A 19,352-nucleotide genomic window follows, 5' to 3' on the forward strand; every position below is an offset into this window, starting at 1 on the left:
CGAAATTACATTATAGCATGTATCGTATATATCAGTTATAATTGAGTTCGAATTCAATAATGAAAAGGTGATACTATGAGTCACGCATTTAAACGTTTCAACTTTAATGAATCTTTGCTCGAAGCCATTAAATCCATAAATTTCACACATCCGACACTGGTGCAGGAAAAAGTCATACCCAAAATCCAGAAAGGTGAGAATGTAGTTGCAATGAGTGAAACCGGCAGCGGTAAATCCCATGCTTTTTTACTGCCGATCATTGAAAGTATAGACGCGGGTCAAAATTCAACTCAATCTATAATACTAGCACCTACAAGAGAACTTGCAAGTCAGCTGTTCCAGATGACCAATGAGATCCTGAAACATTACAGGGAAATCAGGACAACTTTATTCATCGGCGGCACGGATTTCAGCAAAGACGTTGAAAAAGCTGAAAAGTCACCTCAGATCGTCATCGGTACACCCACACGTATCAAGGAGCTGATGCAGGAAGGTGCACTCAAGATCCGCCAGTCGAAGTCCATCGTCATAGACGAAGCCGACCTGATGATCGACCTCGGTTTTCTGGAAGATGTGGATATCCTGGCAAATGCTTTGCAGGAGGAGGCGCAGTTCCTCGTATTCTCCGCCACTATTCCGGAAATGCTCCAGCAGTTCCTCCAAAAATATATCGGTCATGTTGAAACCATCATTATTGATCAGCCAAGGAACAAAGCTTCCATTGAATATCTGCTGGTCCCTGTAAAAGGGGAAGACAAGATGGCAAAAGTCAAAGAACTGACAGATGTCATCACACCGTATATCGGAATCATTTTTGCAAATTCCAAAGCCAGGGCGGATGAGCTGTTCGACTATTTGAGGCAGGAGAACCTGAATGTCGGCATCTTTCATGGCGGTCTCAAACCGCGTGAGCGGACCAAGGAAATCAAAAATATCAGGGAACTGAAGTATGAGTGGGTCATAGCAAGCGACCTCGCTTCACGCGGCCTGGATATTGACGGTGCCTCCCATGTGATCAACTACGACATCCCGAAGGACATTGAATTCTTCACACACCGTGTGGGCCGTGTCGGACGCGGACAGTATGAAGGTGTGGCGATAACAATTTATACGCCGGATGAAGAAGGATTGATCGATCAGCTTGAGAAGAAAGGCTATGAGTTCAGGCACGAGGACGTCAAACAGGGCGAACTCCAACCGGTCAAATCACGGACTGCACGCGTCAACAGGAAAAAGACCCAGAAAGATATCGGCCAGGACTTGAAACATAAAGTCAGGAAGCCGAAGAAAGTCAAACCGGGTTATAAAAAGAAGATGTCCAGAGAGCTTGGCGAATTGAAGCAGAAGGCAAGACGCCAGCATGCGAAAGCAGCGAAGAAGAAAAAATAATCATTTAAGGATGGTAATATGTTAATAGGATCACACGTCTCCATGAGTGGTAAAAAAATGCTTGAGGCAGCGAGTGAATCAGCTGCAGGCTACGGCGCCAATACATTTATGATCTACACGGGTGCGCCGCAGAATACACGCAGGAAAAAGATAGAGGACCTTAATATTGAAGCGGGGAAGGCGCATATGGAAGCGCACGGCATGTCGAATATCGTCGTCCATGCACCTTATATCATCAATATCGCAAACACTGTGAGAGATGGTGTCTTCGAACATGGTGTCGAGTTCCTGCAGGAGGAAATCGTACGGACCGAACACCTCGGCTCGAATCAAATCGTGCTCCATCCGGGGAGCCATGTCGGCGCAGGTGCGGATGAAGGCATCAAGTCGATCATTAAAGGGCTGAATGAAACACTGAGTGTGGAACAGGATGTCCAGATCGCACTTGAGACGATGGCAGGTAAAGGATCGGAAATCGGAAGGAACTTCGAAGAACTGGCACAGATCATCGACGGGGTCGAAAACAACGAACGCCTGAGCGTCTGTTTTGATACATGCCACGTCCATGATGCCGGCTATGATATCGTCAACGACTTTGACGGTGTGCTGGAGGCATTTGATAAGGTCATCGGCATCGACCGCATCAAAGTCGTCCATGTCAATGATTCAAAAAATCCGACAGGTGCACATAAGGACCGTCATGAAAACATCGGCTACGGCCATATCGGTTTCGATGCCCTCAGCTACATCATCAACCATCCGGAATTCAAATCGGTTCCGAAGATTCTGGAGACACCTTTTGTCGGAACGGATAAGAAGAATAAAAAGCCGCCGTACAAACATGAGATTGAAATGATCAAAAAGGGTGAATTCAATCCGAATCTGTTGACCGACATCAATCCTGTGATGGCGGAAGCAGAATGATATCGAGCCGCAGCATTTTTTAAATGCTGCGGCTTTTCCGTAATCATTCCTATTTACAGACCGTAATGGTTACGATATAATAAAATGATCATTATTTTAAAGGAGCGATCGAATGTCTGAACCGGTCTTTGAAATCAAGAATATTTCATACACCTATAAAGATAAACTTGAACATACACCTGCATTGAAGAATATAAATTTAAAGATTGATAAGGGTGACTTTGTCGCTCTTGTCGGGCCGAACGGCTCCGGAAAGACGACATTGATAAAATTGATCCTCGGCGCATTAAAACCGCAGCAGGGTGAAATCTATATCAACGGACGGAATTATCAAAAGTATGATGGCGGACAGGAGATAGGGTACGTCTCCCAAAAGTCCAACAGCTTTGCCAAAGGTTTCCCCGCATCTGTCAGTGAAGTGATCATGAGCGGCCTCACCAGGCAGAAAGGCCTCTTCAAACGGTTTAAGAAAAAGGACAGGGAGAGGCTGGATGAAGTGTTGAGGCTCCTGGATATTGAACATCTGAAGGATAAGAACATCTCCTCATTGTCGGGCGGCCAGACCCAGCGCGTATTCATCGCAAGGGCCTTGATCAATGACCCGTCCATCCTTGTTCTTGATGAACCGACCGTTGGCATCGACAATAAGCATGTCAAGGAATTTTATGAAGTTCTGTTGAAACTGAAGGAACGTTCAGTCACTATACTCCTGGTCACACATGATATCGGGGTGGTCGTCGACCACGCGAATGAAGTTGCCTGCCTGAATGAACATCTTCATTTCCATGGCACCAACCATGAGTTCAAAAATCTGGGTGAGGCCGAACTTTCCAAAATTTACGGATTTCCTCTCCAGCTCGTCAGCCACGACCATGACAGGGAGTGCTGCGGATGATACAAGCACTCATGGATTATGAGTTCATAAGATACTCTTTCATCAGCGGCATCATTGCTGGTTTCATAGCGCCGCTGATCGGGACTTTCATAGTGATCAGACGGTTGTCACTGATTGCGGATGCACTCAGCCATGTCACTCTCGGCGGGATTGCCTTCGGTGTTTATTTGTCTTCTGTCTTTGCCGTCACAATCAACCCGCTCATCACGGGGATCATATTCTCCATTTTAGGGGCACTCGGCATAGAGCGGCTGCGCAATGTATATAAACACTACCAGGAGCTTGCCATTCCAATCATCATGAGTCTCGGCATAGCGGTGGGTATCGTGTTCCTCTCCCTTGCGAACGGCTTCAACCAGGATTTATTCGGATATCTCTTCGGCAGCATCAGTGCAGTGAGCTTCAATGACCTGGTCCTGATTTCAGTCATCGGCGTCATCGTCGTGTCTTTCATATTTTTATTGTATAAAGAACTGTTCATGGTTTCTTTTGATGAAGAGTATGCCAATGTCATGAAAATCAATAAATGGATCTACATCGCTTTCATAATCGTGGTTGCACTGGTCATCAGCGCTTCAATGAGAATCGTGGGAATACTTCTTGTGAGTGCCCTTATGACACTGCCGGTGGCAAGTGCAATGAGGATAACATCGAGCTTCAGGCAACTGATGACAGCCAGTGTAATTTTTGGGGAGATCTCCGTGATCACCGGCCTGATCCTGAGTTTTTACCTCAATATATCACCGGGCGGCACGATTGTTTTGATTTCCATATTGATACTGCTCGGGACTATACTATTTAATCAGCTGGGGGTGAACCGGAATGGCAGAAGAGCTCAGGAAGTATGAAAAAATGCTTAAGGACAACAAGTTGAAAATCACCGCAAGAAGAATGACGATGATTGAATTGTTTTTAAATGAAGACCGTTACTTAAGTGCCAAGGAAGTGCAGGAGAAGCTGCATTCAGTCTATCCAAGTCTGAGTTACGACACGATTTACAGGAACTTATACACTTTGAAAGAAATTGAAGTGCTGGAAAGCACTAATTTCGAAGGTGAGATGCAGTTTAAAATCGCCTGCTCCGACCACCATCACCATCACTTCATCTGCGAAGCATGCGGAGATACAAAAGTGATACGCTACTGCCCGTTTGAAACATGGCAGAAGGAATTGCAAGATGTGGAGATCACGAACCATAAGGTCGAGCTGTACGGCTTTTGTCAAAGATGCAGGACTTCAGCATGAAAAAAGACTTCCGGGGTGACTCACCCCGGAAGTCTTTTCCATATCACTTGATAATTTCCCTGTTCAGATGGTCCATCGCATGAAACGCCTCTTTCAGTACAGCTTCCGGGTCTTTTCCGTCATATGATTCATTGACAATCATTCCGAAATAGGTTGAAGAAAGCGTGTGCAGCACTGCTTCAAAGTCGATCAGGTCCCGGGAGCTGCTGTTGAACGGCAGATGCATCTTTTCATGGTTCGCCTGGCTGATATGTACATTGAATACAGGCACATCAATTTTCCTGATATACTCTTCAACATCTTCGACACTGTGGCAGTGGGCGAGATCGAGCGTCAACCCGATCAAAGGGTGGTCCACAGCTTTGATCAGCCGGCAGATGTCTGCTGCGGTATTTATGAACTCCTTCGGCCGCTTCTCCATATTCTCGATCCCGATCTTGACACCCGTTTTTTCGGCGTGACCCGCAATCTCCTTGAATGTTTCAATCTGCACCGGCCACAAGTCTTCGGGCTTATCCTTGGACGATGACATCCGCCCGGGATGGAGGGTGAGGAGTTCTGCACCGATATCCCTGCAGAATTCAAGTGTCTCTTTAGTCTGGCGTATGGATTCTTTCCTGATCCCGGGGTTGATCGATGTCAGATTGACGTCCCTGACATCTGCATGAACCTGGTAGTCGAACTGGAAGGTGTCCAGCAGTCCTTTTATTTCCGGAGCGGAGAGGCCGCTCTGGTGCACATGGCCCATCCATATTTCAACACCTTCAAAGCCGGTATCATGGATGAACTTCAGGGCTTCTTCAAAAGGGAGATGCCGGATGACATCCGTCGAGGTTGCTATTTTATACATATATACATCTCCTTCCGCATCATTCAAAGTCGAGGCCGAGAAGCTCATACGCATCTCTCAACCCGTCATAGTCGCTGTCCTCTGCATTTATGAACTCGGATTCACTGAACTTGTCATTCTCCCCGGTGCTGACGATGGCATCAATGAGCACATCCCCGTTCTCAATCATCTTCTCCTCCAAAAATTCGACGAGATCTTCAGGCAGGTGGGGGGAGGCGACGATCAGGTCGTTCGGCAGTGCCGGACCTTCCGCCACCACATTGAAGATATCACCTTCTTCTTCAACAAGATCTTCATAGTTCAGAGCGGTAAGTGCCAAAGTGTCCGTTTCACCCGTCAAAAATGCCTCATACATCGTATCGCCGAGTGTATAAGCCTCAATGTCGTTCTCCACGTCATATCCGGCATCATTAAACATCTTCATCGGCATGATGTATGCACTGGTTGAACCGATATCACTCAATGCAATGCTCGCACCTTCCATATCTTCGATCGATTCGATACCGCTGTCCTCATGTGAGATGATCACCGGCAGATAGCCGGGACGTGTCAATGCAGCAATCGGCTCCGTATTCTCATCGGCCGAATCCATCATGACGTATTCAGCACCACCGGCAAATAGTAGATCCACCTGATCATATTCCATTGCAGTGACGGCTGTTGTCCGGTTGGACAGGGCGAAAAATTCAACTTCCATATCGAGTGCATCTTCCAGTTCCGCACGGAACGGTTCAAACTCAGTATGTAACTGTTCCATACCTTCGATGTCGGCGGCACCGAACCTGAGCGTCTCAGGCCAGTCTTCATTTCCTCCGGTATCCGCCTCCGCCTCAGTATTTTCATCGTTGCCGCAGGCGGCAAGTAAAACGGCAATCATCGATACAAGTGTCAGCCATGCAAGTTTTTTCATTGATTTCATTCCTCCATTTTAAAGTAATCTTCATTCAGATTTTTGATCTTGTTCATGTGTTCATAGATGACTTCCTTCCTGCGGGAAGCCGATTCAAGCAGCAGTGCGTTTGATAGGGACATCGGCACACTCAGGGAATTCAGCGCATGATCCGGACCGCGTGTGACATGCAGGACGGTATCTGCGTATTTCGTGATGTTGCCCTGCTCATTCTCTGTCAGGGCAATCGACTCGACACCATTTTCACGGGCGTATTTCAGTGACAGCACCATCTCTTTATACTCCCGTTTGAAGCTGATGACGATGATCAGATCCTCATCGGTGAGTGTTGAGAGTGCTTCGATGAATTCGGTCCCGCCATTGATCAGGCATTTCGTTTTGATGCCCATCCTCTGAAGCCTGAAATCATAGAAATATACGAGTGATTTGGAGATGCCGAGTCCTGCGATCACTATACTTTTTGCTCTTGAGATTTTCAGGACAGCTTCCTTTACGGACTCCATATCCAGAGACTGCATGAAGGATGACATGACATCGATGTCCTTCAAAATCTGGGATTTGATGTTGTCATCATCACTTTCAAATCCCGAGAGGAAGGTTTTCATCTTCATCGAAGGATCCAGGTCTTTCTGCTGATCCGCCTGCATATCCCGTTTGAAGGAGGAATAGTTTTCATAGCCGATTTTCTTTATGAACCTCGACAGTGAAGCAGTGGAGACGCCGAGATCCGAACTCAAATCCTCAATGTTCAAATAGACGAAATGTTTATCTTTTTTGATCAGCTCATCCGCGATCGCTTTTTGTCCTTTTGATAATGTGCCGTAATGGTCATCAATTTTTCGTATTATTGCCGATTTTATAATATCCCTCCTCGCATCCGGCTCATCCTTGATTATAATTTGCAAATATTTAAATAGTACCAGTGGTTCTGTAAAGAATATGTTAAGGATGCAAAAGCGGTGTATACGTTTATCATTTGACGGAATATTCAATCAAATTACGATAAAAAATGGACATGGGATTAAACCCATGTCCACTTAAAAATTGTTTTATTTGTTTACAGAAGCTTCCTCTTTGGCGAGGCGCTCCTTTTCATAATGTGCTTCCGCCAGGATGTCGATTTCTTTCTTCAGTTCATCAACCATCGTTTCCTCAGGCACTTTCCTGACCGTCTCGCCATGCATGAAGAGCAGGCCTTCACCACGCGCACCGGCGATGCCGATATCCGCTTCCCTGGCTTCTCCCGGACCGTTTACGGCACATCCGAGCACCGCAACTTTAATCGGGGCTTTGATCGTGGAAATATATTCTTCCACTTCATTCGCTATGGCAATCAGATCGATTTCAATCCTTCCGCATGTCGGGCAGGCGATCAAAGTTGCCGCATTACTTGCCAGTCCGAATGATTTCAGAAGTTCTTTTGCGACTTTGACTTCCTCCACCGGATCGGCCGACAGTGAAATCCTGAGTGTGCTGCCGATGCCGAGGGAAATGATCGCACCGAGTCCCGCAGCACTTTTGACTGTTCCGGCAAATAAAGTCCCGCTCTCCGTGATGCCGAGATGCAGCGGATAGTCAAAAGCCTGGGCGGCTTTCGTGTATGCTTCGATCGCAAGGTTGACATCGGATGCCTTCATAGAAACGATGATGTCGTGGAAATCGAGATCTTCAAGTATCTTGATATGGTGCAGCGCACTTTCCACCATACCGTCTGCGGTAGGGTAGCCGTACTTCTTGATGATGTGCCTCTCCAGGCTTCCTGCATTGACCCCGATACGGATCGGTATGCCTTTTGCCTTACAGGCTTTGACGACTTCTTCCACACGTTCACGGCGGCCGATGTTGCCCGGGTTGATACGGATCTTATCAGCTCCGCCCTCAACGGCTAGAAGCGCAAGTTTATAATCGAAATGTATGTCCACAACCAAAGGTATGTTGATCTGTTTTTTAATTTCAGGAATTGCTAATGCATCTTCTTCTCTCGGGCATGCCACTCGAACAATCTGACAACCGGCTTCTTCCAAACGTTTGATTTCAGCAACAGTCGCTTCCACATCATGTGTCTTGGTCGTTGTCATGCTCTGGATGACAATCTGGTCCTCACCACCGATGGTCAGGTCGCCGACCTTCACTTGTCTTGTTTTAGTACGATGTATAATTTCAGACATATCCAAACTCCTCATATAAATACTTTCTTAAATCATTGTTATTATACTAAATATAGCATTGAATTGTAACCGTTACGAATCGTTTAACTCAATCTTTACCAAATCATTAAAGTCCAAGATGCACATCTCATGCAGTATATCATCAGCTCAGGCCCGCAATGTTTATAAAAACCCATACGAAGGTATGATTATGATGGAAGCTGAAACAATTCATTTGTTATTCTAACATTGAATTGTTATATTTAATATGTAAAATCTTATTGGAGGGGAATTAACTATGGCTTTTGAACTACCAGAATTACCTTATGCATATGATGCATTGGAACCACACATTGACAAAGAAACTATGGAAATTCACCATTCTAAGCATCACAACACGTACGTCACCAAATTGAACGACGCAGTGGAAGGCACGGACCTTGAGTCCAAAGATATCGAAGAGGTCATCAAGAATCTGAACTCTGTACCTGACGATATCAAGACTGCAGTACGCAATAATGGCGGCGGACACTACAACCACTCATTATTCTGGGAAATGCTGACTCCTGATTCTTCCGAGCCGACAGGCGACGTGAAGGACGCCATCGAATCAAAATTCGGTTCATTGGATGCTTTCAAAGAAGAATTTGAAGCAGCCGGCGCAGGACGATTCGGTTCAGGCTGGGCTTGGCTCGTCGTCAACAACGGAGAACTTGAAGTTGTATCGACACCGAACCAGGACAACCCGATCACTGACGGCAAAACACCGATCCTTGGTGTAGACGTGTGGGAGCACGCATACTATCTCAAGTATCAGAACAAACGTCCTGAATACCTCAAAGCATTCTGGAATGTTGTTAACTGGGAAAAAGTGAACGAGCTTTATAAAGCTGCTAAATAATTATAAATTAATCATGGACGGGGCCCGAGGCCCCGTCTTTTTTATATCTATAACCCGCTTCCTGTGATAAAATGACGTTAGTATTTTTGTATTAAGGAATGAAGTCCAGTGAGAAGAGCTAAAGTTAAAAGTTTGGAAACCATAAACAGGCAGACATTGAGAGCCAGGATAAATATCATCATTTCAGTCATATTCTTTTTATGCCTGATATTGATCTTCAGACTGGGATACCTGCAGATTGTGCAGGGTGACGAGTATCAGGAAGAGATTGAAAATGCCCAGTATGTAGAGATAAACCAGAGTGTGCCTCGCGGTGAAATATATGACCGTAATGGGAATCTCCTTGTCGGCAATGAATCGCGGCCGGCGATTTATTTTACGAGGCATAGAAATATGAATACATCTGAAATAATGGATGTGGCGGTCGAATTAAGTGAATACATACAGATGGATATAGATACCGTCTCCCTCAGGGATAAGCAGGATTTCATCATCAACAACCATCCGGATGAAGTCAGCGCACTGATGAGTGATGAATATACGCTGCTCCAGGATGGCAATATCAGCAGGGCGGATTTCAATGAGGAATTCTACAACAGGGCGGATGAGGCCTTCGTTGATGACATCTTATCCGAGGAAGACCTGAACACCCTCGGCATTTATGTGGAAATGGTGAATGCGCCGGAACTGAATCCTGCCATCATTAAAAACGAAGGTGTGACGGAAGAGGAGTTCGCGAGCGTCAATGCGGCACTCGATGACCTTGAGGGCATTTCCACAGGCATGGACTGGGAAAGGTATTATCCTTATGATAATACGCTCAAAACCATATTCGGCGAAGTTTCCTCACCGGATGAAGGGCTGCCGAGGGAAATGCTTGAGGAATATCTTGCCATGGGATACTCCCGGAATGACCGGGTCGGGAAAACCTACCTCGAACTTCAGTACGAAGATGTACTGAGGGGTAAAAAGGAACAGGTCAAATATTCCACCGACAAGTCAGGGAAGATCATCGGGCAGGAAACGGTGGAGAGCGGTGAACCGGGAGATGATTTATATCTGACCATCGATATCGAACTGCAGCTTGAGCTGGAGGAACTTGCGGAACATCATCTGTCCTCCCTCAGGGAACTCGCTGAAGATGTCAATGCAAGGGATGCGGTGACAGGGAGCATCGATTATACGATCATCCCGGAGTATCTCGACACGGTGCTGCTTGTTGTACAGGACCCTAACAACGGTGATGTGCTGGCCATGGTCGGAAAGCAGATCAATGAAGACGGTGAAATCGTCGACTTCCATTACGGGACGCTGACTTCGACATTTGTACCGGGATCCTCGATCAAAGGTGCGACTGTAGTGACAGGGTACCAGGAAGATGTGCTCGAAGCAGGGGAGGTCATGCTGGATGAGCCGTTACGTTTCAGCGGCGATAGAACTCCGAGGACTTCCTTCTTCAACCGGAACTCCCAGATTCCGATCGATGACCAGGAGGCGCTGATGGTGTCTTCCAACGTCTACATGTATAAGATCGCGCTGAGGCTTGCCGGGTTTGAGTACGCCGAAGGCATGTCCCTGCCGCATGATATCACGGCAGCGGGGCAGAAGCTCCGGAACGGTATGAACCAGTTCGGTCTCGGTGTTTCCACGGGCATCGACCTGCCGAATGAGGCGAGGGGGCTTTCACCGGATTTCGGGCAGTTCCCTGCGAATAATTACCTGGCTTTATCAATCGGACAGTATGATACTTACTCGGCCCTGCAGCTGAGCCAGTATGTCTCTACGATCGCGACCGAAGGGAAGCGGATGGAACTCAATCTTGCAAAAGAGGTGCGCGGCAGCAATGCCAACGACGAAGGGCCGGTTTTGAAAACTTTCAATCCGACGGTCCTGAACAATGTCAGCATCTCTGATGACGAATGGCAGCAGGTGCATGACGGTTTCTATGATGTCTTCAACACCCATGACCAGTCGACGGACCGCTACGGGACCGGCTGGGATGCATATCATGAACTTGAGCCGAAAGCTGCCGGCAAGACCGGTACGGCGGAAACATTCATAGATGGCAATGATGTCTTCAACCAGACTTATCTGGGCTATGCACCTTATGATGATCCGGATATGGCCTTTTCGGTCATATTCCCGAACATGCCATATACCATCCCGTTCTTCCCTGCACAGTACTTCGGTGCCGATGTCGTCAATAAGTTTTATGAAATTGAATACGGCCAGGAGGAGAAGCAGCCTTTCGACTACGACCTCGACTGGTTCTATCCACAATTGGAATACGGGGACTACTGACCTGCCAGAATATACTCTGGCAGGTTTTTTTATTCCCCGAATTTACATAAACTTTACAATTCGTTCATTACACATTTACATTCAACCGTTATTGTATATATGTAACAGCAGTTACTACATTGACAATTGGAGGAATTTTAGTATGAAGAAGAGCTTGTTTCTTACGGCCCTGCTTATGAGCTTGATGTTCATTCTCGCTGCCTGCGGTGGGAACGGAGAGTCGGAAGAGGAGACTTCAGAGGAAGCGTCCACTGAAGAATCAACAGATGAGGAAAGTGCTGAAGCAGAGGGTACTGAAGATGAAAGTGCATCAAACGAAAACGGCCTTGCCGTAACGGGTGATGTCAACGAAGAAGATGACCAGATCGTCGGTGAAGGTTCATCCACAGTATTCCCTATACTTAACGTTCTCGTTGAAGATTTTAACGCTGAATACGGCATTCCTGTCGAACTTGGCGGTAACGGAACCGGTTCAGGTTTCAGCGCATTGATCGACGGTTCTGCACAGTTTGCGAACGCTTCACGTCCGATTGCTGAAGAAGAAGAACAGCAGCTTGAAGATGCAGGTGTCGAGGTCACTGAAATGCTGATCGCCACCGATGGCCTGACTGTTGCAGTCAACGAGGAGAATGATTTCGTCGATTCACTGACTTTCGATGAACTGAACACGATCTACAGCGGCGAAGCTTCAAGCTGGTCTGATGTGCGTGAAGATTTCCCGGACGAGCCGATCACAGCTTACGGTCCGGACCAGTCACACGGTACACATGATTTCTTCAACGAAGAAGTGATGGATGAAGAAGGTGTTGAAGCTGAACTCATCCAGGACACCAACCAGGTCGTTTCATCTGTAGTAGGTGATCCAAACTCAATCGGTTTCTTCGGATATGCTTTCTATCTTGAAAACCAGGATACGCTGAAAGCAGTACCGATCCAGGGGCCGGATGATGAAGAAGCAGTCGAACCGACAAACGAGAATGTCATGACTTTTGAATATCCACTTTCCCGCCCGCTGTACTCTTATGTAAGCAACGAGGCTCTGGAAAATAACGAAACGCTTCATACATTCTTTGAATTTATAGTCGTAAACTCGACAGGGGCTGCTGAAGCGGTCGGATATGTTCCACTTGAAGCAGATGCTCAACAGGAACAATATGATAAATTGCCGAACACAGAGAGCTAGAGGACACACAAGTATTATATTAATGGACGGGGAAACCATCACCCGTCCTTTTTGACTGAAAGTGAGGCAAATTATGAGTAATTACAATATACAAGAAATGATTCAAAAAAATAAATCCAATAAAGGTGCGGTCGTTGAAAAATCGATTCCTGTCATACTATTCCTTATTACATCTGTATCCATTTTAGCGACCATCGGCATCCTTTACACGCTGATTTCCCAATCACTGGAATTTTTCAGCAGAGAATCATTCATGACATTCATCACATCCGCCAACTGGAGCCCATACGGCGCAGAGCCTGAGTTCGGCATCTGGGCACTGGTGATGGGCACCATGAAAGTGGTCGCCATCGCAACAGTTTTTGCGGTGCCTGTCGGTCTGGGCGCGGCGATCTACTTGAGTGAATATGCGACAGAGCGCGTCAGAAAGATCATAAAACCGATCCTCGAAGTACTGGCGGGCATACCGACAGTGGTCTATGGTTTCTTTGCGATCAACTTCGTGACGCCTGTCCTTCAGTCCATCTGGCCTGAGATTTCATTATACAATGCCATCAGTGCGGGCCTTGTCGTAGGCATCATGATCATCCCGATGATCGCTAGCCTGAGTGAGGACGCCATGAGCTCAGTACCGAACTCAATGCGTGAAGGTTCTCTCGGCATGGGGGCGACACGCCTTGAAACGACGTTCAAAATCGTTTTGCCTGCAGCTGTATCAGGCATCATCGCTTCCATCGTCCTTGCAGTTTCAAGGGCGATCGGTGAGACGATGATCGTCTCCATCGCAGCGGGGAGCACACCGAATGCAAGTCTCGACATTACATCATCACTCCAGACGATGACCGGCTTCATAGTGCAGATCACTTCAGGTGATGCGGCATACGGATCATCTCTTTATTTCAGTTTATTTGCGGTGGGAATGACATTATTCGTAATGACATTCACAATGAACATCATTTCGCAGTGGATAACGAAGCGGTACAGGGAGGAATATTAAATGCAGCTCATCGATAAAAATTTGATCGCGAAAAAACGTTCCGGCCGACTGACGCTGAACAATGCAATGAAGTGGATATTCTTCCTCTGCACCATGGTCGGTCTGATTGTACTCGTGACACTCATCGTGGATACTCTGATGGATGCAGTCGGTTATCTTAACATGGACTTCCTGACGAATTTCAGTTCGTCCAGGGTGGAGTCAGCCGGATTCTACGGGGCTATCATCGGTTCACTCTGGCTGATGTTAGTGACTGTGCCTGTTGCGATTTTCCTGTCTGTGGCGACTGCACTTTACCTTGAAGAATATGCACCGAAAAATAAAGTGACGGATTTCATTAAAATCAACATTTCAAACCTTGCGGGGGTGCCTTCAGTGGTGTTCGGCCTCCTTGGTCTTGCGATTTTCGTCCGTGCAATGGCGATGGGCAACTCGGTGCTTGCTGCGGGGCTTACACTCGCCTTGATGATCCTCCCGGTCATCGTCGTCTCATCACAGGAGGCAATCCGTTCAGTGCCATCAACCGTACGTGAAGCATCCATTGGCATGGGTGCGACAAAATGGCAGACGGTGTCAAGGATCATCCTGCCGGCTGCGATACCCGGCATCATCACGGGTATCATCCTGGCAATATCACGTGCAATCGGTGAAACGGCACCGCTTGTCGTCATCGGTGTACCGACGACTCTGCTCGTGACGCCCGACGGTCTGCTTGATTCTTTCCAGGCGATGCCGATGCAGATCTATGCATGGATCAAGATGCCGCAGGAAGAATTCCAGTATTTGGCGGCAGCGGGAATCATAGTGCTGCTTGCAATACTGATTTTGATGAACTCGGTCGCAATTTTCATACGCAATAAATTTTCAAGACGTTATTAATTTGGAGGGAACATACATGGTAAATATAATGGAAGCAAACACTATCACAAAAAATCCAGGCACGGCTGTGCTGGAGGACAGGGCGCAAGCCGGAACTCAGGAGACTGCCGAACGGATACCTGTTTTCAAGACGAATAACTTCAACTTATGGTACGGTGATAATCACGCCCTGCAGGACATCAACCTGAGATTCAACCAAAATGAAGTTTCTGCGATCATCGGCCCGTCAGGCTGCGGCAAGTCGACATTCGTCAAAGCGTTGAACCGCATGGTCGAACTTGTGCCGATCGTCAGGACCGAAGGAGAGATACTTTACCGTGACCAGGATATCTTCAACCGTAAGATGACCGTTGAAGAATTGAGGACGAAAGTCGGGATGGTCTTCCAGAAGCCGAATCCGTTCCCGAAATCCATCTATGATAACGTGGCGTACGGCCCGCGTGTGCATGGCATCCGTAAAAAGAAGGTGCTTGATGAAGTCGTCGAGAAAAGCCTGCGTGACGCTGCGATCTGGGACGAAGTCAAAGACCGTCTCAATGAAAATGCATACGGCTTATCCGGCGGCCAGCAGCAGCGCATATGCATTGCAAGGGCACTTGCCACTGAGCCGGATGTCATCCTGATGGATGAACCGACCAGTGCACTCGACCCGATTTCAACGACGAAAGTCGAAGACCTCATGCATGAGCTTAAGAAGAACTACAGCATCATCGTGGTCACGCACAATATGCAGCAGGCTGCGAGGGTCTCAGATACGACGGCTTTCTTCTATCAGGGCTACGTGGTTGAGCACGATGACACTAAAGTCATCTTTGGAAACCCGAGGGACCAGAGAACCGAAGACTACGTTTCCGGAAGATTCGGGTAATATGTCCTACAGGGAAAAATATACAAATGACCTCCAGTCCCTGGTCAATGAAGTCATAGACCTCGGCCATATATGTTATGAACGTCTGCAGGGGGCGACAGGTCTGCTCAGCAGGGAGGATATCACCCCTGCGAGGGAACTGGTGGCAGGTGATAAGGAAGTCAACAGGCTGGAGTATAACATCAACTCACATGCCGTCACACTGATCACGACACAGGCACCTGTCGCAACGGATACGCGCATCATCATCTCAAGCATCAAGATCGCCTACGACCTCGAGCGCATCAGTGATAACATCAGCAACCTCGGCGAAGTGAGGAAACGGGTGAAAATAACGAATGAAAAACTGCTGCTCCGCCTGAGCACGATGGAGCAGCTCGCCACTTTGATGCTGAAGGATGTCTATACGGCTTACCAGGAACAGGATGCTTCGCTGTGTGAGGAAGTTTATGAGCGGGATAAAGATATCGACAGCCTGTTCGTCCACGTCACCACTTCCGACATATTCGAGGAGACGGACTTGTTCGTCACCGGACAGAGCCAGCTCTGTGCCAAATATCTGGAAAGAATCGGCGATCATGTGAAGAATATCGCCGAACATGTGTATTTCGTAATGACCGGTGAAAAAATTGAAAAACTGGATTGATCATCTGTAAAAGTATCCTCAAGGATACTTTTATTTTGTTTTTAGGTTATATATATTTATAATTGAGTCATATAAAAGAAAGTGGGGATTATGAATGTCTAAAAAAGAATCAAGGAAACAGATGATCGAGCGATTGTCCAACCTCGATGAGGAATATAAACAGCAGCAGGAAAATGTACTGAAGTCCGAGCTGCTCGACTATATCAAAGGAAATGACTTCAAATCAGTGGGGATAGTACTATCAATGCCGCATGAGATGGATACGGACAAAATCATCCTGAGCCTGCTTGATGATGGCATAGAGGTTTATAACCCGGTATGTGACTACGAAGAAAAAGTCATGCATTTCTATCCTTTCACCACCATGGATGAAGTCAAAAAAGATGAAAAAGGAATCAGGATACCGCCGGTGACCACCCCGTACAATGACTTCGACCTGGTGGTCGTGCCGGGACTCGTATTTGATGAAGAAGGCTACCGCATCGGTTACGGCGGCGGCTATTATGATAAATTCCTGAAAGATTTCCAAGGGCATAAAGTTTCCGTCATCTTCGAAGAACAGTTCGGTGAAGTCGAGAAGGAGTCCCACGATATCCCGGTGGACTTCATCATCACACCCGAAAGAAAACTGAATGCCAAAGCGGGTCGTTGATGAATGGCTGAAATATGGAAGACCGCCTATGAAGTCATACGTTTCACCAATTACTCATTCTTCAATCATGATGATTACAACAATATCATCTGGCTGAAGGACGAAAGCTCCCGGACCATGATGCTCATCAATGACGGGACGCTTTCGGCGGAAAGGCGGCAATTGCTGACAGAAAATATAGTGAACCGGCATATGGAGTTTTCAAGGCTTGCCGGATACAATATAAAAAGTTTCAAGGTGTATTATGAAGGGGCAGAACCCTTCAAAGAAAAGCTCAAAGATGAAGGGATCAAGATCACCCATAGAGGCATGACCAGCTACAGCGGTCTGGTCAATCATCCTTTCTTCAGGCTCGAGATGCAGCAGAAGACCAAGAAGACGGAAAATCACTATGCCAGGAAAGTGATGTCCGCCCATCCTTTGGAATCGCATCTGAACAAGTATACGCCGATGACTTATCTGCTGATTGCCATCAATGCAGTACTCTTCCTGATCAATGCCTTTTACATCAACATACTGGGCTCGTTGGAGATGGTGGAGCGGCTCGCTGTGAGCCGACCTTCCGTCCTGGCTGGTGATTACTACCGCCTGCTGACCAGCACATTCATGCACAGCGGCGTAGAGCATTTCCTTTTCAATATCACTGCATTATTCATACTGGGCAAGTTTGTCGAGTCATTATACGGTAAGTGGCGTCTGCTGCTTACATACGTATTGACAGGTACGCTTGCCAGCCTGTTTTCCCTGATGTTCCTCACTGATGCCGTCTCACTTGGTGCCAGCGGAGCAGTATACGGGCTCCTCGGGGTGATAGTGGTGCATCTCCTGCTCAATAAAAGCCTCAGCTATAAATTACTGGCCCAAGTTGCAATGGCATTGGTCGCAATCGCGGTGCTCTCTTCATTATTCAGCAACGTCAACCATTATGCGCATATCGGGGGTCTCATCTCCGGGCTGCTGCTCGGGGTGCTCTATAATCCGTACAGGCTCCAGATGAAATGGTATCTCGGGGCGGCCGCAGCGTTCATCGTGATGATCGTGATCCCGCTTCTCTTCATCGTCAACAGCGGGGACGGACAACAGCCGATGGACACAGCAGCGCTCGAAGCGATTGGAGAGGGCGAGTATGAAGAAGCGCTCGGCATCGTGAACCAGACTTTCGCTGATGGCGCCGAGACCGGAGTCACTCATTTCGCCCTTGCTTCGCTGTACGAACGTGCAGGGGAAGAGGAGAAGGCCCGGGAATACTATGATTTGAGCTACGAAATTGCACCGGAGAATGAAGTGGTCGCTAAACACCGTTTGATGGAACTGCGTAAACACCGCCGGTTTGAGGAGATGCAGGCCGCAGCAAGCCAGCTGGATGACGTAAGCGACCCGGAACTGCAGCTGATCATTGAGGAGTTAAATGGAATTGAAGAATGATCTGACATATATAAATGATATACTGTTGCGTTTTGGGATCTATGTTTACGACCGGGACATGGTCAACAGGCTGATGCTGATGAAGATGGAGATCCAGGAGCTTCACAGGAACGGGCTGATAACGAAGGAAGAATATTTGAATTCCATTTTGATAATCAATGGAAGGATGGCTGAGGAACAATGATTTTAGCAGCAGATATAGGCGGGACGACATGCAAACTCGGCATATTCGATGCCTCCCTGAAACAGGTGGAAAGATGGCAGATCCCGACGGATACGAGCCGGGAGGGGAGCGGCATACTCGAAGCGGTCCATATGTCCTTCAAACAAAAGCTTGAGGAATCGGGCCTGGGTTACGGTGACTGCCGGGGCATCGGAATCGGTGTGCCCGGCCCCGTCGACTTCAGTACGGGTACGGTGAATGGTGCAATCAATCTGAACTGGCGGGCGCCTAAAAAGATCAAGCATGAGTTTGAACGCTTAAGCGGCATCACTGCCGTGGTGGATAATGATGCGAACCTTGCAGCCCTCGGTGAACAGGCTTTCGGAGCAGGAAAAGGCCGTGGGGACATCGTCATGCTGACACTCGGCACCGGGGTGGGGGGCGGCATCATCGCCGGCCATCACCTGGTGCATGGAACGCATGGGAGTGCAGGAGAAATCGGCCATATGAAAGTCGCAGTGGGGGAGAACTTCAAATGCAACTGCGGCGGTACCGGCTGCCTCGAGTCCGTGGCTTCAACTATCGGGCTCAAAAACCTTGCGTTGAAGTATTCCGGTGATTTCGAATCATCAGTGCTCAAGCCGCACATCGAGGACGGCAGCCTGAAAGCCATCACGGTTTTTAAAAATGCGGAGGACGGCGATCCGCTCAGCCTGTTCCTCGTGGATAAAATGTCATTCTATCTCGGACTCGGCACCAGCAGCCTTGCAGCGCTGACGAACCCTTCTCAGATCATCATAGGCGGGGGCCTGAGCCGGGCAGGGGATTTTCTGCTCGGCAGGGTGCGGGCTTATTTTGAAGAGTACGCTTTTCCCCCTGCAGCAGAAGGCACTGAAATCGTCCCTGCAGAACTCGGTAATGAAGCGGGGATATACGGTGCTGCAAAAATAGTGTCGCAATATATCGATCATGAATGA

General features: G+C 47.7%; 20 protein-coding genes. 16 read left to right on the top strand and 4 right to left on the bottom strand.

The window, feature by feature from the left end:
- Positions 1-75: 75 nt before the first annotated feature.
- The 5 genes from CRN96_RS02350 (at position 76) to CRN96_RS02370 (ending at position 4,453) form a co-directional block, all read left to right on the top strand.
- Positions 76-1,389 carry a DEAD/DEAH box helicase gene (locus CRN96_RS02350; protein ID WP_097038739.1) on the top strand — a complete coding sequence of 438 codons (1,314 nt, stop codon included), beginning with the start codon at positions 76-78 and terminating at the stop codon, positions 1,387-1,389.
- Between the two features lie 18 nt (positions 1,390-1,407).
- Positions 1,408-2,313 (top strand): deoxyribonuclease IV, encoded by a 906-nt coding sequence (locus CRN96_RS02355; RefSeq protein WP_097038741.1) that lies wholly within the window; start codon positions 1,408-1,410, stop codon positions 2,311-2,313.
- Positions 2,314-2,425: 112 nt separating this feature from the next.
- Positions 2,426-3,208 (top strand): metal ABC transporter ATP-binding protein, encoded by a 783-nt coding sequence (locus CRN96_RS02360; RefSeq protein ID WP_097038743.1) that lies wholly within the window; start codon positions 2,426-2,428, stop codon positions 3,206-3,208.
- On the top strand, positions 3,205-4,056 hold the full coding sequence (locus CRN96_RS02365) for a metal ABC transporter permease (protein WP_097038745.1): 852 nt from the start codon (positions 3,205-3,207) through the stop codon (positions 4,054-4,056). The genes CRN96_RS02360 and CRN96_RS02365 overlap by 4 nt, the downstream gene beginning before the upstream one ends.
- Positions 4,031-4,453, top strand: coding sequence for a Fur family transcriptional regulator (locus CRN96_RS02370; RefSeq protein WP_097038747.1), 423 nt, complete (start codon positions 4,031-4,033; stop codon positions 4,451-4,453). Before CRN96_RS02365 ends, CRN96_RS02370 begins: the two co-directional genes overlap by 26 nt.
- Positions 4,454-4,496: 43 nt before the next feature.
- On the opposite strand, the gene CRN96_RS02375 is transcribed toward CRN96_RS02370, so the two are convergent.
- From CRN96_RS02375 to ispG, 4 genes are all read right to left on the bottom strand, one after another.
- Positions 4,497-5,303 carry a sugar phosphate isomerase/epimerase family protein gene (locus CRN96_RS02375; protein WP_179647073.1) on the bottom strand — a complete coding sequence of 269 codons (807 nt, stop codon included), beginning with the start codon at positions 5,301-5,303 and terminating at the stop codon, positions 4,497-4,499.
- Positions 5,304-5,322: 19 nt separating this feature from the next.
- Entirely contained in the window at positions 5,323-6,213 is an 891-nt protein-coding gene (locus CRN96_RS02380; RefSeq protein ID WP_179647074.1) for a PhnD/SsuA/transferrin family substrate-binding protein, read from the bottom strand.
- 5 nt (positions 6,214-6,218) lie between these two features.
- Entirely contained in the window at positions 6,219-7,118 is a 900-nt protein-coding gene (locus CRN96_RS02385) for a MurR/RpiR family transcriptional regulator (RefSeq protein ID WP_179647075.1), read from the bottom strand.
- A 144-nt stretch (positions 7,119-7,262) separates the two neighbouring features.
- Positions 7,263-8,381 (bottom strand): flavodoxin-dependent (E)-4-hydroxy-3-methylbut-2-enyl-diphosphate synthase, encoded by a 1,119-nt coding sequence (gene ispG / locus CRN96_RS02390; protein WP_097038754.1) that lies wholly within the window; start codon positions 8,379-8,381, stop codon positions 7,263-7,265.
- A gap of 277 nt (positions 8,382-8,658) precedes the next feature.
- Between ispG and CRN96_RS02395 the strand changes: the two genes are divergently transcribed.
- The 11 genes from CRN96_RS02395 (at position 8,659) to CRN96_RS02445 (ending at position 19,352) form a co-directional block, all read left to right on the top strand.
- Entirely contained in the window at positions 8,659-9,261 is a 603-nt protein-coding gene (locus CRN96_RS02395) for a superoxide dismutase (RefSeq protein WP_097038756.1), read from the top strand.
- Between the two features lie 132 nt (positions 9,262-9,393).
- Positions 9,394-11,562 carry a peptidoglycan D,D-transpeptidase FtsI family protein gene (locus CRN96_RS02400; protein ID WP_245844519.1) on the top strand — a complete coding sequence of 723 codons (2,169 nt, stop codon included), beginning with the start codon at positions 9,394-9,396 and terminating at the stop codon, positions 11,560-11,562.
- Between the two features lie 142 nt (positions 11,563-11,704).
- Complete coding sequence (locus CRN96_RS02405) at positions 11,705-12,745, top strand: PstS family phosphate ABC transporter substrate-binding protein (RefSeq protein WP_097038760.1); 1,041 nt, start codon at positions 11,705-11,707, stop codon at positions 12,743-12,745.
- 70 nt (positions 12,746-12,815) lie between these two features.
- Positions 12,816-13,742, top strand: a complete 927-nt coding sequence (gene pstC / locus CRN96_RS02410) for a phosphate ABC transporter permease subunit PstC (protein ID WP_413775986.1) — start codon at positions 12,816-12,818, stop codon at positions 13,740-13,742.
- A complete protein-coding gene (gene pstA, locus CRN96_RS02415) occupies positions 13,743-14,621 on the top strand; it encodes a phosphate ABC transporter permease PstA (protein WP_097038764.1) in 879 nt (292 codons plus the stop codon). It begins immediately after the preceding gene.
- A gap of 16 nt (positions 14,622-14,637) precedes the next feature.
- Positions 14,638-15,489: a phosphate ABC transporter ATP-binding protein PstB gene (gene pstB / locus CRN96_RS02420; RefSeq protein WP_179647076.1), complete on the top strand. Its 852-nt coding sequence runs from the start codon at positions 14,638-14,640 to the stop codon at positions 15,487-15,489.
- Position 15,490: 1 nt separating this feature from the next.
- Entirely contained in the window at positions 15,491-16,135 is a 645-nt protein-coding gene (gene phoU, locus CRN96_RS02425; protein WP_097038766.1) for a phosphate signaling complex protein PhoU, read from the top strand.
- A gap of 94 nt (positions 16,136-16,229) precedes the next feature.
- A complete protein-coding gene (locus tag CRN96_RS02430) occupies positions 16,230-16,787 on the top strand; it encodes a 5-formyltetrahydrofolate cyclo-ligase (RefSeq protein WP_097038768.1) in 558 nt (185 codons plus the stop codon).
- Positions 16,788-16,790: 3 nt separating this feature from the next.
- Positions 16,791-18,212, top strand: a complete 1,422-nt coding sequence (locus CRN96_RS02435) for a rhomboid family intramembrane serine protease (RefSeq protein ID WP_097038770.1) — start codon at positions 16,791-16,793, stop codon at positions 18,210-18,212.
- Positions 18,196-18,396 (top strand): YqgQ family protein, encoded by a 201-nt coding sequence (locus tag CRN96_RS02440; protein ID WP_097038771.1) that lies wholly within the window; start codon positions 18,196-18,198, stop codon positions 18,394-18,396. Before CRN96_RS02435 ends, CRN96_RS02440 begins: the two co-directional genes overlap by 17 nt.
- Positions 18,393-19,352 (top strand): ROK family glucokinase, encoded by a 960-nt coding sequence (locus CRN96_RS02445; protein ID WP_097038773.1) that lies wholly within the window; start codon positions 18,393-18,395, stop codon positions 19,350-19,352. The genes CRN96_RS02440 and CRN96_RS02445 overlap by 4 nt, the downstream gene beginning before the upstream one ends.

This window comes from Salinicoccus kekensis (genome assembly GCF_900220995.1).
In the GTDB taxonomy this organism is placed as follows: domain Bacteria; phylum Bacillota; class Bacilli; order Staphylococcales; family Salinicoccaceae; genus Lacicoccus; species Lacicoccus kekensis.

Excerpts from the sequence above, each read along its gene's own strand:
- CRN96_RS02350 (WP_097038739.1), top strand. The coding sequence starts at position 76 with ATGAGTCACGCATTTAAACGTTTCAACTTTAATGAATCTTTGCTCGAA.
- CRN96_RS02355 (WP_097038741.1), top strand. The coding sequence starts at position 1,408 with ATGTTAATAGGATCACACGTCTCCATGAGTGGTAAAAAAATGCTTGAG.
- CRN96_RS02360 (WP_097038743.1), top strand. The coding sequence starts at position 2,426 with ATGTCTGAACCGGTCTTTGAAATCAAGAATATTTCATACACCTATAAA.
- CRN96_RS02365 (WP_097038745.1), top strand. The coding sequence starts at position 3,205 with ATGATACAAGCACTCATGGATTATGAGTTCATAAGATACTCTTTCATC.
- CRN96_RS02370 (WP_097038747.1), top strand. The coding sequence starts at position 4,031 with ATGGCAGAAGAGCTCAGGAAGTATGAAAAAATGCTTAAGGACAACAAG.
- CRN96_RS02375 (WP_179647073.1), bottom strand. The coding sequence starts at position 5,303 with ATGTATAAAATAGCAACCTCGACGGATGTCATCCGGCATCTCCCTTTT.
- CRN96_RS02380 (WP_179647074.1), bottom strand. The coding sequence starts at position 6,213 with ATGAAAAAACTTGCATGGCTGACACTTGTATCGATGATTGCCGTTTTA.
- ispG (WP_097038754.1), bottom strand. The coding sequence starts at position 8,381 with ATGTCTGAAATTATACATCGTACTAAAACAAGACAAGTGAAGGTCGGC.
- CRN96_RS02395 (WP_097038756.1), top strand. The coding sequence starts at position 8,659 with ATGGCTTTTGAACTACCAGAATTACCTTATGCATATGATGCATTGGAA.
- CRN96_RS02405 (WP_097038760.1), top strand. The coding sequence starts at position 11,705 with ATGAAGAAGAGCTTGTTTCTTACGGCCCTGCTTATGAGCTTGATGTTC.
- pstA (WP_097038764.1), top strand. The coding sequence starts at position 13,743 with ATGCAGCTCATCGATAAAAATTTGATCGCGAAAAAACGTTCCGGCCGA.
- pstB (WP_179647076.1), top strand. The coding sequence starts at position 14,638 with ATGGTAAATATAATGGAAGCAAACACTATCACAAAAAATCCAGGCACG.
- phoU (WP_097038766.1), top strand. The coding sequence starts at position 15,491 with ATGTCCTACAGGGAAAAATATACAAATGACCTCCAGTCCCTGGTCAAT.
- CRN96_RS02430 (WP_097038768.1), top strand. The coding sequence starts at position 16,230 with ATGTCTAAAAAAGAATCAAGGAAACAGATGATCGAGCGATTGTCCAAC.
- CRN96_RS02435 (WP_097038770.1), top strand. The coding sequence starts at position 16,791 with ATGGCTGAAATATGGAAGACCGCCTATGAAGTCATACGTTTCACCAAT.
- CRN96_RS02440 (WP_097038771.1), top strand. The coding sequence starts at position 18,196 with ATGGAATTGAAGAATGATCTGACATATATAAATGATATACTGTTGCGT.
- CRN96_RS02445 (WP_097038773.1), top strand. The coding sequence starts at position 18,393 with ATGATTTTAGCAGCAGATATAGGCGGGACGACATGCAAACTCGGCATA.